Raw genomic sequence first — 15,961 nt, 5'->3', positions numbered from 1 at the left:
TTATGAAAAGTGTTAAATATTTGTTTTTTTGTTTACTGTTCATCGCCTGTAGGCAAGAACTTGATATCCCTGCGCAAGGCGTTTTGAGTCCGGATCAGATCACTACATTCAAAGATGCTGATGCACTAGTGATAGCGGCATATTCCAGCTTAGGTAATGACCACTACAATTACCCATTCAGTTTGTGGCCCTATGGCAATGTGCGTTCCGACGACTCGTATAAAGGAGGAAATAACCTTACAGACGTCGGCAATTATAATCAGTTGGAAAATCCACAGTTGTTATTATTGAACAATAGCGCTATCGATGGCCTTTGGTTTAGAATCTATGTAGGTATAAGACGCTCAAATGAAGCCATCAAGGCTTTGAAGAAATTGGATCCTACTGTAGATAATAGCTACAATTCCCGTTTGGGAGAAATGTATTTTATCCGTGGCTACTGGTATCTTAAGTTAAAGATGCTGTTTAAATATATACCTTATATTACAGATGATACTGCTGTAGATGATTATGAGAAAGTATCCAATAGAGAGTATACAGATCAAGAGCTGTGGGATCTTATCGCTACGGATTTTAAAAAATCGATCGATCTGCTGCCTCCACAACAGAATCAAATAGGTCGAGCGAACAAGTACGCAGCATATGCCTATTATGCGAAGACGAGGTTGTATCAAGCCTATGTTCAAGATGATAATCATCAAGTGATCGAGATCAATAAAGCATTATTGCAGGAGGTTGTTGACGCGACAGAACCTATTATGAGTTCGACTTATGGTTTGGAAAGCGATTACGCCCGTAACTTCTTGTATGAATCCGAGAACGGTAAAGAATCTATTTTTGCTGTTCAGTTTTCTACTGATGATGGTGTAGGGACAGCAGGAAGAACGGATAAAGGCTATTATGTAACAGCACCTCAGGGAATGGGATGTTGTGATTTTCATAAACCTTCACATAATCTTGTAAATGCTTTTAAGACAAAAGCTGACGGAACACCATCATGGGATGACTTTAATAATTCGTTGTATAGTTTTACGACAGATACCTTCGATCCTAGACTGGATCATACAGTCGCACGCCCAGGAATGCCATGGAAGTATAATCAGAATGAAATATATACGAATAGCTGGAGTCGGGTTCCAGCCGTATATGGATATTTCCATTCGCTGAAAGAAAATGTATCAAGAGATTGCGACTGCTATAAGATAGACGGCTCGTTTCGTGGCAATAGTAAAAATAGAATAGAGATGCGCTTTGCAGACGTTATGCTGTTTAGGGCAGAGGCTTTGATTGAGCTGGATCGATTGCAGGAAGGGATAGATTTGATTAATTTGCTCCGCGTTCGGGCGAACGATAGCAAAGCGCTACTGAAGGATGAGAATACAAACTATCGATTGAATTATAACGTACAACCCTATCAAACTGGAACAAATTTCATATTGACGAAAGAGAATGCAATAAAAGCATTACGTTACGAGAGAAGAGTAGAGATGGCGATGGAGAATTCAAGATTCTTCGACTTAGTACGATGGGGCATTGCTGCGGAGACGATGAATAGCTATTTTGAGAAAGAGAAAGTAAGAATGCCTAATTTGTATAATGAACAAAGTAAGTTTACGGCGAAAATGCACGAGTATCTTCCTATACCACAGGCACAGATCAATTGGAGTAAGAACCTGTATATACAAAATGTAAACTATAAGTAGATGATGAAGAGAAAACTATTTTTATTAGCTCTTTCCATGATGGGAATAGCTTTTACAGGCACGGCGCAAGATAAGCTGAAATCTAAAGTTCCTTATTTCAGATTCGAAGGGGTGAAAAGTTTAGACGATAAACAGTTGACAGATAATCCACTCATGAAGAGGTTTGCTGCGGCGAGGAGCGCACAAGAAGCGAATGCGTTAAGGCCAACCTTCCATTACATTAATCCAGAGGGTAAGCTGAATGATCCCAACGGATTAAGCTATTGGAACGGCAACTGGCACTTATTTTACCAAGCTTATCCGCCTGAAGACCCAAGGCAGCACTGGGGGCATGCTGTCAGTAAAGACCTGGTACACTGGAAAGACTTACCTTATGCTATATATCCAGACCCAGAGGAGAAGGTTTATTCAGGAGCGACTTTCGTTGAGAAAGACCGTGTGATTGCGATGTACCATGGAACTAAGGCAGGTACGATGGTGGCAATCTCTTCAGACCCATTACTGTTGAATTGGGATAAAACTCCTCAAAGTCCAGTTATTGCTATGCCAAAGCCTGGAGAAAAGCTTCCTTACAACGTCTTTGATCCCAATATATGGAAACAAGATGGGGTATACTATACGGTGTTGGCTGGTACACGACCAGATGGTCCAGGTGGTAAGAATATCCGTGCAAACTTTTTGTTTCGCTCACACGATCTGAATAGTTGGGAGTATATGCACGAATTTATCGAAAATGATATGTATTCCTTTGTCGGTGATGATGGTGCTTGTCCTTATTTTATGCCTATTGGCAAATCAGGAAAGTATGTTTTTCTTCACTTTAGTCATATGACGGGAGGTAAGTATCTGATAGGGGATTATGATACTAAGCGACATAAATTTGTCGTAACGGACGGAGGGCATTTCAATCATGGGCCTGTAGGATTTGGCGGGGTGCATGCGCCGTCAGCATATCCTGATCAAAATGGTGATGTGGTCGTTCTTTTTAATATGAATTCTGGGAAAAGAATCCATGAAGGGAACCTGATCCAGGCGATGACTTTGCCAAGGGTATTGTCGTTGGATGATAAAGGAAAATTAAATCAACGACCAGTAGAAGCTCTACAGTCCTTGCGCTATAATAAGCAGACAGCATCCGGTATTAATTTGCCAGCGAATGAATTTGTTGAAATGAAACAAGGAACAGGTTCTGCCAAAGAAATTGTAATGAAGGTGGATATGAAAAAATCTAATTTTATTGAGCTTAATGTATTGTCTTCTCCTGATAAAAAGGAGTATACTCGGATTATGTTCTATAAAAATGGTGGATTTCCCGAAAGAGATATTAAGAATGGAAGAGGCCGTTTTAGTTCTATTGCCTTGGATAATTCCAACGGCTCTTTAGCAGACGATGTCACGCCACGGGTAACGGAAACGGCTAATGTATTTATCGATAAAGACGAAGCGGTTGAACTGCGGATATTCATTGATAAAAGTATAGTGGAGGTTTTTGTAAATGATAGACAGTGTGTTTCTATCGGGACATATCCTACATTAAAAAATAGCGATCATGTTTTTGTAAAGTCCCACGGTAAGGATGCAGAAATTATTTCCTTAGAGACATATGACATGAAGTCTGTTTACAAATAGTTGAAAATAAGTGTTTAGAAGAGCCACAATAGACGGTATGTCTATTTGTGGCTTTTTGTATAGTTTGATAATTATTTTTCTTTTTACGTTTAAACTGCTACCTTTCCTTTCAGTTAACCATTTTATACCATAGCAAGCTAGTTAATATGTCTTTTTCCGATTATTCCGACGACCAGTTATTGGTTTTTCTAAAGCACGGCGAAGAACGGGCTTTGAAAGCTATTATTGATCGTTATTGGGAAGGAATGTATAAAATGGCAGCCACTGCGCTTGATGATTTGTTGTTGTGTGAGGATATTGTACAGGATATTTTTATCCGGATATGGAATAACAGGGATGGCCTTGATATGAACCATTCTCTGAAAGCGTACCTATTTGCTTCTACGCGATACGGTGTATACCGTCAGGTGAAAATCCAATTGCAGCGGGGGAGTCTCCATAGAGACAAAGAAATGGTGGATATAGAACGATATGATCCCCATAACATGTTGGCCTATAAAGAACTGTTGAGATGTGTTGAAGACATCGTAGAAGGGCTGCCTGAGCGATGTCGTGAGGTATACCTTCTCAGTAGGGAGCAACACCTTAGTCATAAAGATATTGCTGATAAATTAAGTATTTCCACGAAAACAGTTGAAAACCAGCTGACTATTGCCCTTCGGCGTATTCGCAGCGGTATTGGTAAAACATTATTTTTGCTTTTTTTCTAATTTTTTCACAATTGCTTTAGGGGATGATAGGGGATACGGACTCTCCTGTATAAATAAGCTATTAAGAAGTGAAAAGAAAACCCCTATTACATTATATCAAGAATGTCCTGAGGAATGAAAATACACCCGAGGAGGAAGATATTGTAAACCAACATTTTTTCGAAGCTTTTGACTCTCAAGAATGGGATGAGACCAGGTTAGGAAACAAAGAGGAAAGGAAATCTAATATCCTTGCTGGTGTAGAATCAAAAATGGGAGCACGTAAGACTATCAATTTTAAAGTGGTAGTTAGATACGCCGCTGCTGTAGCCATTGTTGGCTTTTTGGGTTTCTGGGGCTGGAGTTTTTTTGATAATAAGGAACAAATCTCCCTGCCAAAAGATGTTTTGACTCCAGGAGGAGATGTGGCTGTTTTGGAACTGGGGGACGGTACTCGGTTTGATCTTACTGGCCTTACAGAAGGAGAAGCTTATGAAAAATCAGGAGTCATTATTTCGAGAAACGCAGAGGGAGAGTTGGAATATGCATATCAAGCTATGGATGAGGAACAGGCAACTGCGGAGTGGAATACATTAACTACGCCAATGGGAGGTAAATACAGCATTGTGCTGGCCGATGGTACCAAGGCCTGGCTTAACGCAGGTAGTACATTGACTTTTCCATCTGCTTTTCAAAATGGAAAACGTATCGTGAAAGCTCAAGGCGAGGTGTATTTTGAGGTGAGCAAGGATGAGAACAAGCCTTTTATTGTTCAAGCTAAAGGTTTTGATATTCAGGTTCTAGGCACCTCATTTAACCTATCTGCTTATGATGACATTGCTTCTGTCGCACTGATCGAAGGAAGCGTCGAGATTAAGACCCCTTCTGTCAATTCTAAAATCAAACCGGGACAGAAGGCCAAGATACATCCAGGTGATATCGCTATTTCTCCATTTGATATCGAGACTGAAATTGCATGGAAGGACAACTACTTTATATTTAAAGATCGCAACATTAAAGAAATCATGGCCTCTTTAGCAAGATGGTACAATGCAGAGATCGACTATGTAGGGCGTGATTGGGAAGACAAAAATTATACGATTCGGATGTCTAGAAATCAAGATATCAAAGACGTATTATCAATAATTGAATTGACAAAATCAGTGAAGTTCAAAATAGAGGAAAGGAGGATAACAGTTTACAACATTGCCAAATAAAAAAAGCATAAAAAGTCAGGATGCGGGAACATCCTGACCGATAAAAGCTAAAAAAACGTCTAAATTCTTATAAACTTTTAATACTAATCAAATTTATGAAAATTCCATTGGAAAAGGAACGCTTTGCGTTTATTCTAAAGATATGGCTAATTATGAAAGTATTGCTACTTTTTTTTCTGACCTCCCTTCAAGCAAGTATAGTAACCTACGGTCAGAACATCACACTAACACTTAAAAATACCACTGTCGAAAAGGCATTGTCTGAGATAAGTAAACAGGCAGGTGTTGATTTAGCGTATGATTCAGGATTGTTCAAGAAGATGAATCCAATCAACGTCAATGTCAAAAATGTCACCGTAAATCAGGCTTTGACAGCAGTGATTGACCATGACCTATTTGAGTATGAGCTTAAAAAGAACACCTTGGTGGTGAGAGATAAAGCGACCAAGCGGACGGTTGCTGCAGAAAATACGCCGATGGGAAAGCAACAGTCTGTACGTGGGCGAGTTACTGATGAAGCAGGAAAGGGATTGGGAAATGTAACCGTGAAGATAAAAGGAAAGCCCACTACGACTACGACTGATGGACAGGGAAACTATAGCTTTAGTAAACTTGCTGGTGGAGATATACTGGTGTTTTCTATCTTGGGGTATCAGAGCCAAGAGGTAAATCCGCGAGACCGAGCTGAGGTAAATATCGTCATGAAAGAAGAGACTTCAGGCTTGGACGAAGTTGTTGTCACAGGGTATCAAAAAATAGATAAACGGACTTTTACGGGATCCGTTGGTAAGGTCAAGCCTGATGAGTTAGCGACAGCTAGTAGTGGGGATGTTGGAAAAGCTTTACAGGGTATGGTTGCTGGGGTTGCTGTAGAAAACACCAGTGGAACTTTTGGGACAAAATCAAAAATACGCATACGTGGTAATTCTTCAATCAGTGGCAATCAAGAACCGCTTTGGGTAGTAGACGGTGTGGTATTGGATGATCCCGTCAACGTCAACCCTAATCAACTGTATTCAGGGGATGCTGCTACCATGCTGAGTTCCGCAATTTCGGGCATAAATCCAGATGATATAGAAGATATTCAGATATTGAAGGATGCATCTGCTACCGCGATGTACGGTACTCAGGCCGTGAATGGTGTAATCGTAGTAACGACAAAGAAAGGAAAAGTTGGAAAAGCAGCTGTGAGTTATAAAAACAACTTCAGCCTGGCTATGAAGCCCTCTATTCGAAGTTTTAATGTGTTAAATTCCAAAGAACGAATGGAATTTTCAGAAGAGCTTTATGATAAAAATTTAGTCGATTTTATAAATGTTAACGCAACCTACGGGGCATATGGTAAGCTACAAGACCAATTATCGCGTAAACAGATTACTTGGGATGAATTTGATGATGAAATAGAACGAGCTAAAAGCTACAATACGGACTGGTTTAAAAGTCTTTTTAACAATTCTTTGACCCACGAGCACAGCGCGAGCGTATCTACAGGGACAGATAGAGCACAGTTCTATATGTCAGGTAGTTATTTCAGAGATAATGGACAAACACGTAATCAATATACGGATAGGTATAGTGGAAATTTTAAAGGAAATGTAAATATTTCTGATAATTTTTCAATTACCGGGACACTCTATGGTTCGGCAAGAAATCAGCGCCTTTTTGGGGCTTTCAATGAGACAGAAGTAGGTTCTCTTCCTCAGCGTGACTTTGATATTAATCCGTATACGTACGCAAGAACGACAAGTCGCGCCATGAGACCTTATGACGACGATGGAAACCTTGAGTTCTACCGAGCGAATTTTGCTCCTTTCAATATTCTACATGAGATGGATAACAATTTTGTGGATGTATCATTAAAAGAGATCAAATTTCAATTAGACGCCTTGTGGAAGATTACAAATAATCTTCATTATGCAAGCATTATATCCGTACGAACAACTACAGCGCAATCAGAGCATATCACAACAGAACAATCGAATGTAGCACAAAGCTATAGAGCTATGGATCCTTCGATCAGAAATTCAAACGGAAAACTATACGATGATCCATTTGATGATAATCAATTTAAGATCTCTGTGTTACCGCGTGGAGGAATTCTAATTTTAGATAACAATCGTGGAGAATTTTACACCGTACGAAATACGATAAATTATAAACCCGTATTTCAAAATCATTCCTTTGATCTTATGGGAGGATCGGAATTGAGACAGCGAAAGTATAATAAACATGGTTTTACAGGTTATGGTCTAGAATACAACCGAGGAATGACCTCTAGCTCGGACTATAGAGCAATACAGCGTGATCAATTTGGCGGTAAACAGTATTATGGAGTTGGTGTCAATCTACACCGAGAGGCTTCGTTTTTTGCGAACTTAGCATATACCTATAAAAATCGTTACAGCATGACGCTTTCCTCTCGTGCCGATGGCTCTAATCGACTAGGTACATCAGAACGGTTTAGGTTTTTGCCGATTTGGGTTGTAGGCGCAAGTTGGAATATCGACGATGAACCATTTATGCGGGATATTGAGATTTTAGATTATTTAAAATTGAGAGGTTCTTATGGGACAAGAGGAAATATCAGTGGTCTAGGAAGTCCCGAGTTGTTAGCCTATTACGGAACGACCTTGCAATCGAATTTAGATAATATAGAGGAATTGATAAGTATTACGAGTCCTGACAATCCATTTATGCAATGGGAGAAAGAGAAAATGACAAATGCAGCATTGGAATTCAGTGTCTTTAAAAGGGCTTCTGTTACACTTGAGTGGTATCATCGAAAGAACTATGATTTGATTGCGAACGTACAAGTATCTCGCGTTAGTGGCTTTGGAACTAAAACAATGAATTGGGCGGATATGAAAAATGAGGGATTTGAAATCACATTAAATACAAAAAATGTGGATAATTCGAATTTTAAGTGGAGCTCAATTTTTACTTTCGGTTATAACTATAATGAAGTAACTCGTTTGCAGACCAATGCTGCTGTAGTTCGGCAAACGGTTAGCCAAGGCGCTCCTCTAGAAGGGAGACCTGTATCAGGTTTATACTCTTTTCGCTTTGCTTCTTTAAATGAGGAGGGACTACCGTTGTTTTATCTGGCAAATGGAGGTGTATCAACTTCTTTTTCGAGATATTCAACAAACTTAGATATTCTTCAGTATGAAGGAAGCAGAGAGCCGTTAGGTTCAGGTGGTTTTACCAATCAATTTCATTACAAAGGTTTTCAGGCTTCCTTCTTATTTACCTATGGGTATGGTAACAAAATACGTCTCAATCCATTCTTTGCTTCATATTATTCTGATGTTATGGCTCTAGACGGAGAACTTGCCAATCGGTGGAGTACTCCAGGTGATGAGCTGTATACAAATATACCTCGGATTGTAGATAAAGAAACTAGAGCCGAATTGTTGACTGCTAGTGCTGAGCCTTTTATGTCTTATAACCGAAGCGATATTCGAGTGGCCAGCGGTTCGTATGTGAGGTTCAAAAACATCATGTTAGCATATACATTGCCATCCGTATTAACAAAACGTTTTAATTTGGATAAAGTACAATTAACTGGTCAAGCACAAAACCTAGCTTTATGGGCTGATCCAAAACTAAGAGGGCAAGACCCAGAAGCAATCGTATCTGGTATTTCTATGCCTGTAGCAACAAATTACACCTTAGGTCTAAGTTTAACTTTTTAATTTATTTGGGATGAACAAACTTATATATATAATTACACTGTTTTCGATCTTAGTACTGTTATCTAGCTGTTCTAAGTATCTTGAAGTAAATCCCGATAACCGAGTGAGATTAGAGACGGTTGAGGATTACAAAGCGGTTATTAATGGTGCATACCCACAAGCCTATCATCACTTCACCGAGTTGTATACAGATAACGTTCGTTATTACGACTATCCTGATTACAATCAAGCTAATATAACATCTTGGTTATTTCCTATATATTTATGGTCTGATAGCTATGTCAGCACTGCGATTTCACCAAATTCTGCATGGCGTAAATACTATAACGATATTTACGAATCCAATATTGTACTAGAAGGGATTGATAAAGCAACCGGAGACGATGCGCTTAGAGAGTCCATAAAGGGAGAAGCATATATGATTCGCGCATATTGTCACTTTATGTTAGTTAACATATTTGCTAAACACTATATTCCAGCTACGGCTGATACTGATCTTGGGATTCCATATGCTATGGAATATGAGAAGAAACCAGGACAACATTATGAAAGACCAAGTGTGCAATATGTGTATGATCGAGTTGAAGAAGATGCCTTAAAAGCATTAGAAATGATTGATGAATCATTTATTACTGTGCCTAAGTTCCATTGGTCGAAAGCATCCATTCATGCATTTTTATCTCGTTTTTATCTTTTTAAAGAAGATTGGGAACGCTCTCTATACCATAGTGAGGAAGTCTTTAAGATCAATGGTAATATCCGTGATTTTATAGCAGACTATGATACATATTTTACTAAGGATCATGGACAGTTTGCAAATCAATATTTTGACTCAAAACAAGGAAGCGTGCTTTTAGTTAATTACAGTGTAAGTTGGAATATCTATAATCGGGGGAGTCTCTATGCTAATGAATTTATTAACCAATTTCATGCTAACGATCTAAGAGGTAAAATATACTCCCGATGGAATGTTAGTACACCTAATTATATGGCTCGAAAATTTAGGGTAGATGAGCACCCTTCGGGAGATCCTCATGCTGATGTCGGTTTATTCGTGGTTGAGGAAGTGATGTACAATGCCGCTGAAGCAAGCGTACGTAAACATAACCCGAATTTTCAGTATGCTATTGACAAACTGAATGCTATTTTGAAGCAACGATGGAGACCATTTGTAGCCTTGGACGTATCGAACTATATGGATAAAGACGCTTTGATATCTAAAATTCTAGATGAGAAAAATAAAGAACTTTGCTATGAAGGATACCGTTGGTTTGACATTAAGCGACATGAGATCACTGTTCGCCATTGGGATGGAAGACGTTACATTGAACTTTTACCAGATGATAAACGTCGTCTAGTGCAGATCCCATTTGAAGAACTAGAAGCGAATCCGATGATGAAACCTAATCCAAGGTAATAATTTAATTTATCAAGATATGAAATGTACAACAGTATTAGGATTTCTAGTATTATCTTTAGTTGGTATAGCCGTTTCCTGTGCTAAAGAAGAAGTTATCCCTTATAATAAGCCTGATTCGAAATTGATGCCTGTAGATCCAACAGAGCAAGCAATATATCACATCAGAAAAGAGTATCAGACGAAGATAATTTATCGCTATGATAGAAGGTATTTAGCAGCAAGTGCATTTGCCGCTCCTCCAGAGAAAGACTTAGTGTTACCCTATATAGAAAACGTTGTGAGAAAATTATTTATTGCTCCTTATGAAAGACAGAAATCAGACTTTATGCGGGAGCATATGCCCATTGAAATTATTCTATTTGGCACAAGTATAGGAAACTATGTCGAAGGCGGAGAAAATAACTTTAGTGCGTCAGGAGTTGCTGCTGGCCTTACGCGTATAACGTTGACTGGTATTAACTCTTACAACCCCAACAGCCGATCTTATATGCAAGCTCAACATGCTACATTTCATCACGAGATGGCGCATATATTGACTAAAATATACGGCCGACCCAAGGGATTTGATAATGTTTCTAAGGGATTGTACGCAGGTGGTGCATCGTACAATTCATTTTCACTAGCAGAAGTTAGAAATCGTGGGTTTTGGAGAAATTATGGCATGATCAATGAAAATGAAGATTTCGCTACTTGGGTAGATGGGATCGTAACAACTCCCAAACAACAGATGTTGGATATTGTGGCTGCAAATAACTTATTGTCCCAAAAATATCAAATGATTTATAACTTCTACCTAGATAAGGGAATCGATATTCATGTTCTACAGGAGTACTTACAAAGTCTTATAGACAAATTAGAAGAAGAATAATCATGAAAAATATTATAACAACGTTATTAGCGATTTTTTTTGTTGCATTGAGTTCTTGTGATAAAGAAATAAAATTACCTGCTCGAGAGATAGCGCCGTCAGTGGCGAAAGTAGCAGAAGAATATACAGATATATTGGTAAAAAGAAAAGATGGCTGGTTACTTACCTACACTCCCAATTCATTTGAGGAACCACTATACTTCCATTTGACTTTCAAAGACTCAGAATTGATAGATATTCAATCTGGATACCGCGACTTTCACGATGTACAGTCTAATGTCTCCTATTATTTTGAAGGAAAGTATACCCCTATACTAGTTTTCTCTGGTGAAAATGTTTTTACTACATTGGCGGATATATTTGATGATACGAACAAATTTAAAATTTATTACAAAGAGAGTGAAAATCGTTTTGAGTTTGTTAGAGCTGATGGTTTTGCTATAAAGGCTTTCGATCTAGTTCCAGCTAATGAACACAATCTGATGATGCTCAGCAAACAGGTCAATCAAGTCCTCGCAGAAATTGAGTTCGAAAAGGAGCAATTGAGGTTGTCTGAGGTAAATAGATTGAAAATTGAAAAATTTGTGGAAATTCAGTCCGATTTCTTTTTCTATAATTTGATAATAGATGACTTTTCTGCTGCTATTCAGTCTTTCGATACGTTAAATAATAAAATTACGTTGAGCTATAAAGAGACAGCAACATCTTCGCCAACTAAAGTAACATTGAATTATAATCTTACTCCGGAAGGTATCAACTTAAAGCCAGCATTGAAGTTTGGTGATAAGACAATTGAAGTAATAAGACTAGGGGATTTGGTCTACAATGATTTGGAGAATCCAGAACGCCCAACAAGTCTTGCGCTTTTAGATGAAAACAATGTTGTTAATGGTTTTATGGGGTATTCACACTTACCCCCCTATCCATTTACGAATACTATAGATCGTACAAAAACAGCTGCATTTCTTCTCGAAGACGATAATAGCAATCATGGTATATTGCAAACTACTATTGATGAGATGCATTATAGTACTAAAGCTAGGGAGATACGCGAGGAATTCAAACAGTTTTTTATCACAAAACGGGATAGTAGAACAGATACGTTCTTTGATTTTAATGTCTATTTGTACGATGCAACAGGAGCTAAACCTTCATTTGGACTAAAAACAGGTAATCCAGCTGGAACGGGAGTGAATTATTATTTTCTAAACTTGGAAACTATTGAAGAACATTTATACGATAATGTTTTGAATTTTGAAATTATAGGTTCTAGGGCAACGGTCACTAATAATCCGAGCATATTGGTTGAGTATAGTGAATTATTTCGTAAGTTCTTCCCAGAAGAAGGCGTGACTGTGGTGCCGCATAAGGAAGTTGGACAATTCACACAATTTAAGCTAGTAAGTAGAAAGGATAGTCGTATTTGGGTTAATTACTCAAGTAGTACAGCGACTCCGAACCTAAGAAATGTCTCATTTGATTAACAATTTATATATGAGGTATCTAGCTATCACAAATTAAACAAATATGGATGCAGATTTGGATATGTCATATAATATTTTAAAAAAAATACTTGAATATGAAAAGTCAGTATATATTATTTCTAGCACTTCTATTTTTCTATTCGTGCGATAAACTCCCTGCCGATTATAATAAGATTCCTGAAGATCTTGTCCGGATGAATGATTTGCAAAGATCTTATCAACAGGTTCTTATCAATAATGTTGAAGGTTGGTTTATGGAGTATAAACCAGGGGCTAATAATCCTTCAGTACCTATTTTAATGAAATTCAATAAGGATGGAGAGGTTATTATATTGTCAGATCGACCAGGATTCGACCAAGAGAAAACCTCAACCTATCGGATCGGTGGGGTAGTTGGTCCTGAGTTGATATTTGACACGTATTCAGTATTTAGCGCGATTGCTGAAAATGGAGGTGGTGTCTTCGATTTCAGGCTTTTTCCCACAGAAAACGGAGAGTTTAAACTGAAGCATGCAAATAAAAATTTAGATACAGAGTTTCTATTACGCAAAGCCTTACCTGAAGATTTTGATGCAATCAATGATAGAGCAATGATCGGAAATTTGCTAAAGAGCTTTGAAAGCAATGCAAGTGCATATTTCAAAAATCTACAGCTGACCGAAGTCTCCGCTTTTTGGGAGCTTGATGTAAACAAGCAGCAGCTTACGCTTAGTTGGGCTAAAGAAAATTCAAACGAAGTCGATAAGAAAACATTTCGTTACTCAACCATAGCAGGCAAAGGGATTCGTCTAGAAACTCCTTGGCAAATTAGATCAGGCCTCGAAGTTAGCGAACTGTTTTTTGGAGATGCTACAACAAATAGTGTGGCTATTGTAGATGCTGGCGATGCTGGTACTGGTGAAATAAAGGTGTCTCATATACCGCCATTTCCATATAAAGATTCAGCTAAACGATTTATTTGGAGTAATTCTTTTAATCCCCTACAGACTCCAGTTAACTTTTATGCTGGGATACCTGGTACTAGAGAAACTAGTATTACCAATTTTAGTCCTGCACTATGGCTCATCTATGAAAAAATATGGAGTGCAAATGTATGGCCTACTTTCTCAAGATTACAACTGTACAATTACAATGGCTCTAACCCAAAATCTAATAGCATTCAACTATTTGGTTATATCAATGACGAGAGAGTATGGCTTGCCTATTTCTATGCTTTTGATGAGATGGATGGTTCGCATGTAATGGTACGTCGACGAAACCAGGTACCTCTAGACCACGTAAACTACCACTCGTCTTATTCTTCTGGTATAGCGACAACGATGTACAATAATCATCCTGAAGTTAAGGACTTTTTAGATAAAATCTATCCTCCAGGAGTTGGTATTACCATTGTGCCATTGCCAGGTCAACGTGTACGTGTGGTCAGTAGAGAGAATAGTCTCTATTGGATGGATTTGAACATTGATAAGCCCGATAATTTTTGGACCAATTAAGCATGAAACGTTTATTCTATACAATTATTGGTGTTATAACGTGTTTAATTGGATTGAATGTAAATCACTCTAATGCTCAGGTTACCGATTCGGATACACCACACAGAACTGATTGGAATACCATAGGCCCACCTAAGGGGACGCTAATGATTATCGGGGGAGCAGCTTCCCCTGATAATTATAAATATTTTATAGAGACTATCGGTGGCCCTGATGTACCTATTGTCTTTATCCCCACTGCGGGAGATATTGTGGATGAAACCAATGATGCCTATATAAGCCTAAAGAATGCTGGAGCCAATAAGATAGTCACCTTACATACAGGAAATCGAGACGTAGCCAATACCGAGGAGTTTGCCGCTCCACTACGTACTGCAAAAGCTGTTTATATAGCAGGAGGTTTTCAAAAGCGCCTTGCCGCAGCCTACCTTAATACGCTGACTCATCGATTGATATTTGAGCTGTTAGAACGGGGAGGCTTCGTAGCAGGAAGTTCGGCAGGAGCTTCTATACAAGGGTCCTATCTGTATGGAGGAGGTACCGATCAGCAAATAGGATTTGGTTTTGTCAAGCAGTCGGCAATAGGTCAACATTATATTCGCAGAAACCGCATGGGCTCAGTAGCGAAGATCCTAACGACTAATCCCGATTTGTTGGGCTTTGGTATTGATGAGGCAACAGCGACAGTGATCCGAGGGAATCTGCTTGAAGTGGTGGGTGAAGGTAAGGTCGCTATGTACAACCCAAAGCGTGCAGGCTATGCTGAAGGTCAGGAGCAGGAGTATCTTTTTCCAGGGGATAAATATGATCTGGAAAAACGAGAAATCTTATCCCGTGTCGAAGAGTTTTCAAAAGACGACCTATGGTCCGAGGGAGGCAGGAACAGCTGGAAAGAGCCTTCTGCGGAATGGAAAACAATTGGTCCTCCAAAAGGAAAGTTGATTCTCTATGGCAAATCTCCCAACGCAGAAAATACCATAGAAGACTTCGTGCAATCGCTATCAAAACTCAAGGCGCAGCCTATCGTATTGCTTTCTACAGGGAATGAACAGATGCGAACAGCCAATCTCAAGCTGTTAAAGAAGTTCCAGGAATTGGGCGCTAAGGATGTCACTTTGTTACATACCATCAATAATGAACAGGCAAACTCCAAGACCTTTGCTCAGGTGCTCCAAAAGGCCAAAGTTGTCTGGATCTGTGATGACCGCAGTTGGCAGTTGATCGAGGTCTATCTGCACTCCTTGGTACATCATCATTTGTTTGGTGTACTGGAGCGTGGAGGAGTAGTTGGAGGCAGTGGTGATGGGGCAGCAGTGATGGCTTCCCGCTTATTTGGAGAACCTGAAAAGTACAAATGGCATGTCGGCTATGGCCTGGTCCGGAATACCCTGCTAATTGTCAATCCCGAAGATCTCAAGACAACATCCAAAATAACAGAAGTCTTGGAAAAGAATACAGGTCTATTGGGTATAGGCTTGGCACCAGAGTCCAAGGTCACGCTGCATAAAAACAATATTCAAGTCGAAGGTGAGGCAATACGTCTGTTCAGGCATGGCAAGGAGGTTCCCGATATTTTATATCCGAAACAAAAATATAGATTGGCTAATCCATAGCATCGCTGTATAAAAGCCTTCCATCAATGAAATAATGGAAGGCTTTTATATTGATATTCGATAATAAAATTTATTTTAAAAAAATATTTACCCTTAACTATGCTTTGTTCGTCTTATATTTGGATGAAGTATACAAAACCTAAATTTATT

At 38.9% G+C, this 15,961-nt stretch carries 10 protein-coding genes; all 10 read left to right on the top strand.

What is annotated here, in order from left to right; translation table 11 throughout:
* Positions 1–2 precede the first annotated feature (2 nt).
* The 10 genes from M472_RS30695 (at position 3) to M472_RS44475 (ending at position 15,811) form a co-directional block, all read left to right on the top strand.
* A complete protein-coding gene (locus M472_RS30695) occupies positions 3–1,703 on the top strand; it encodes a RagB/SusD family nutrient uptake outer membrane protein (protein WP_021069718.1) in 1,701 nt (566 codons plus the stop codon).
* A complete protein-coding gene (locus tag M472_RS30690) occupies positions 1,704–3,332 on the top strand; it encodes a glycoside hydrolase family 32 protein (protein ID WP_031301535.1) in 1,629 nt (542 codons plus the stop codon).
* A gap of 146 nt (positions 3,333–3,478) precedes the next feature.
* Positions 3,479–4,042, top strand: a complete 564-nt coding sequence (locus M472_RS30685) for a sigma-70 family RNA polymerase sigma factor (RefSeq protein WP_021069716.1) — start codon at positions 3,479–3,481, stop codon at positions 4,040–4,042.
* Between the two features lie 68 nt (positions 4,043–4,110).
* The gene (locus M472_RS30680; protein WP_021069715.1) at positions 4,111–5,238 is read left to right on the top strand and encodes a FecR family protein; all 1,128 of its coding nucleotides are present in this window, start codon (positions 4,111–4,113) and stop codon (positions 5,236–5,238) included.
* A gap of 95 nt (positions 5,239–5,333) precedes the next feature.
* Positions 5,334–8,933: a SusC/RagA family TonB-linked outer membrane protein gene (locus M472_RS30675; RefSeq protein WP_021069714.1), complete on the top strand. Its 3,600-nt coding sequence runs from the start codon at positions 5,334–5,336 to the stop codon at positions 8,931–8,933.
* A gap of 10 nt (positions 8,934–8,943) precedes the next feature.
* A complete protein-coding gene (locus M472_RS30670; protein WP_021069713.1) occupies positions 8,944–10,350 on the top strand; it encodes a RagB/SusD family nutrient uptake outer membrane protein in 1,407 nt (468 codons plus the stop codon).
* 19 nt (positions 10,351–10,369) lie between these two features.
* Positions 10,370–11,221: a substrate import-associated zinc metallohydrolase lipoprotein gene (locus M472_RS30665; protein WP_021069712.1), complete on the top strand. Its 852-nt coding sequence runs from the start codon at positions 10,370–10,372 to the stop codon at positions 11,219–11,221.
* Positions 11,222–11,223: 2 nt separating this feature from the next.
* Positions 11,224–12,705 carry a DUF4302 domain-containing protein gene (locus M472_RS30660; protein WP_021069711.1) on the top strand — a complete coding sequence of 494 codons (1,482 nt, stop codon included), beginning with the start codon at positions 11,224–11,226 and terminating at the stop codon, positions 12,703–12,705.
* Positions 12,706–12,800: 95 nt separating this feature from the next.
* Positions 12,801–14,198 (top strand): DUF4302 domain-containing protein, encoded by a 1,398-nt coding sequence (locus M472_RS30655; protein WP_021069710.1) that lies wholly within the window; start codon positions 12,801–12,803, stop codon positions 14,196–14,198.
* A 2-nt stretch (positions 14,199–14,200) separates the two neighbouring features.
* Entirely contained in the window at positions 14,201–15,811 is a 1,611-nt protein-coding gene (locus tag M472_RS44475) for a Type 1 glutamine amidotransferase-like domain-containing protein (RefSeq protein ID WP_021069709.1), read from the top strand.
* The last annotated feature ends 150 nt before the right edge of the window (positions 15,812–15,961 follow it).

Source organism: Sphingobacterium paucimobilis HER1398, from assembly GCF_000416985.1.
In the GTDB taxonomy this organism is placed as follows: domain Bacteria; phylum Bacteroidota; class Bacteroidia; order Sphingobacteriales; family Sphingobacteriaceae; genus Sphingobacterium; species Sphingobacterium paucimobilis.
Note: the sequence above shows the minus strand (reverse complement) of the source record. Positions and strands in the feature narration are given on the sequence as shown.

What these genes read in the sequence shown, in the direction of transcription:
- M472_RS30675 (WP_021069714.1), top strand. Translation starts at nt 5,334, where the DNA reads ATGAAAATTCCATTGGAAAAGGAACGCTTTGCGTTTATTCTAAAGATA.
- M472_RS30655 (WP_021069710.1), top strand. Translation starts at nt 12,801, where the DNA reads ATGAAAAGTCAGTATATATTATTTCTAGCACTTCTATTTTTCTATTCG.
- M472_RS30665 (WP_021069712.1), top strand. Translation starts at nt 10,370, where the DNA reads ATGAAATGTACAACAGTATTAGGATTTCTAGTATTATCTTTAGTTGGT.
- M472_RS30660 (WP_021069711.1), top strand. Translation starts at nt 11,224, where the DNA reads ATGAAAAATATTATAACAACGTTATTAGCGATTTTTTTTGTTGCATTG.
- M472_RS30690 (WP_031301535.1), top strand. Translation starts at nt 1,704, where the DNA reads ATGATGAAGAGAAAACTATTTTTATTAGCTCTTTCCATGATGGGAATA.
- M472_RS30670 (WP_021069713.1), top strand. Translation starts at nt 8,944, where the DNA reads ATGAACAAACTTATATATATAATTACACTGTTTTCGATCTTAGTACTG.
- M472_RS44475 (WP_021069709.1), top strand. Translation starts at nt 14,201, where the DNA reads ATGAAACGTTTATTCTATACAATTATTGGTGTTATAACGTGTTTAATT.
- M472_RS30685 (WP_021069716.1), top strand. Translation starts at nt 3,479, where the DNA reads ATGTCTTTTTCCGATTATTCCGACGACCAGTTATTGGTTTTTCTAAAG.
- M472_RS30695 (WP_021069718.1), top strand. Translation starts at nt 3, where the DNA reads ATGAAAAGTGTTAAATATTTGTTTTTTTGTTTACTGTTCATCGCCTGT.